This is a genomic window from uncultured Mycobacterium sp. (assembly GCF_964249325.1).
Taxonomy (GTDB): Bacteria; Actinomycetota; Actinomycetes; order Mycobacteriales; family Mycobacteriaceae; genus Mycobacterium.
Map to the genome: position 1 here is coordinate 1 of NZ_CAXUCH010000411.1, position 2087 is coordinate 2087.

Sequence of the window (2087 nt, forward strand, 5' to 3'; positions counted from 1 at the left end):
GGTGTGCCGGGTCGATGGGCACATAAGCCGCACCGGTCTTGAGCACCGCCAGCATCGCCACGATCGCCTCCGCCGAGCGCTCCACCAACAACGCCACCCGCGCACCCGGGCCCACCCCGTGGCCGGCCAGCAGGTGCGCCACCCGGTTGGAGGCCTGATCAACCTCGCGGTAAGTCCACGAACGATTTCCGCAGCTGAGCGCCACCGCCTCCGGGGCACGGGCCACCTGCGCGGCGAACAACTGCGGAATCGACACCCCCGCCGATGCCGGCCGGTCCAGCACCGCCCGATTCCCCCACCCATCCAGGCGGGCGTGCTCGCGCTCATCAAGCAGATCTATCGAGGCGAGCCGCCGGGTGGGATCGGCGGTCATCGCCACCAGCACCCGCCCCAGCCGCTCGATCAGCGTCTCGATGCTGGCCGCGTCAAACACATCGGTGCGAAACTCCACCTCCCCGCCGATCCCGGCCGGCTCACCGGCCTCACCCCACCGCTCGCCCAACGCAAACGTCACATCCATCCGAGCCGTGCGGGTATCCACCGGCAGCGGGCTGACCTGCACATCGCCCAACCGCATCGCCGCCGGATCGGGCTGCTGCCCGGCGAAGTTCTGCCACGCCAACATCACCTGCACCAGCGGGTGATGGGCCAGGCTTCGGGCCGGGTTGAGCCGCTCCACCAACACCTCAAAGGGCACATCCTGATGCTCGAAGGCGGCCAAGCTGTTCGCCCGCACCCGACCCAGCACCTCGCCGATGGTGGGATCACCGGCCAGATCCACCCGCAACACCACGGTGTTGACGAAAAACCCGACCACCTCATCCAGCGCCGGATCCCCCCGCCCGGCCACCGCGAACCCCACCGCCACATCAACACTGGCGGCCAGCTTGGCCAACACCACCGCCAACGCGGCCTGCACCACCATGAAACTGGTCGCCTGATGCGCCCGGGCCAGCTGGGCGATCCGCTGCTGCAGCTCGACCGGCCAGTCCACGCTCATCTTGGCGCCGCGGTAATCAGCCACCGCCGGATAGGGCCGATCGGTGGGCAGATCAAGGCGCTCAGGCATCCCCGCCAAGGCCTGCTCCCAATAGGCCAGCTGCCCGGCGATGCGGCTGTCGGGATCGGCCAGCTCCCCCAACTGCGCGCGCTGCCACAACGTGTAATCGACATACTGCACCGCCAACGGCGCCCACCCCGGAGCCTGCCCCGCACACCGGGCGGCGTAGGCCACCCCCAAATCACGCACCAACGGGGTGATCGACCAGCCATCAGCGGCGATATGATGCACCACCGCCACCAACACATGCTCCTCATCGCCGACGGTGAAAAGCCGTGCCCGCAACGGGATCTCAGCCGCCAAATCAAACGGCTCCCGCACCACGGTGTCGATGGCCTGGCCCAGCCGGCTTTGCGGCCAGCCGCCGGCATCCACCACCTGCCAGCCGACATCAGCGCGCTGCACCGGCACCACCACCTGCCGAGGAATCCCCCCCGGCGCCGGGAACACCGTGCGCAAACTCTCATGGCGGCCCACCACATCGGCCAACGCCGCACCCAACGCACCCGCATCCAGGCGCCCAGAAAGCCGCAACCCCACCGCGATGTGATAAATCGCCGAGGGCCCCTGCAACTGATCGATAAACCACAACCGCTGCTGGGCAAACGACAACGGCACCACCGCCGGGCGCGGCAGCGGCCTCAACCGCTCCAGCCCACCCCCCTCGGCACCGATCCGGGTGGCCAACTGGGCCACCGTGGGCGCCTCAAACACCGCACGCACCGACAGGTTGCCCCCCAGACCGGCATTGACCGCGGCGACCACCCGCATCGCCAACAACGAATCCCCACCCAACGCAAAAAACGACTCATCCACCCCCACCCGCTGCAGGCCCAGCACCTGCGCGTAGATGTCGGCCAGGATCTCCTCCACCGCACTGGACGGGGCCCGATAATGATCGGCATCGCTATAGTCCGGCGCCGGCAGGGCCCGCCTATCCAACTTTATTTTTACAGTCAACGGCAACGCCTCGATCACCACCACCGCCGCCGGCACCATATAGCCCGGCAACCGCTGCCCCACCGCC

The 2087-nt window shown here is 68.5% G+C and carries 1 protein-coding gene; it reads right to left on the reverse strand.

The features are described 5' to 3' along the window. Positions 1-2087 (reverse strand): condensation domain-containing protein (locus ACFE99_RS25250; RefSeq protein ID WP_375489639.1); only part of this gene is annotated, 2087 nt, incomplete at both ends.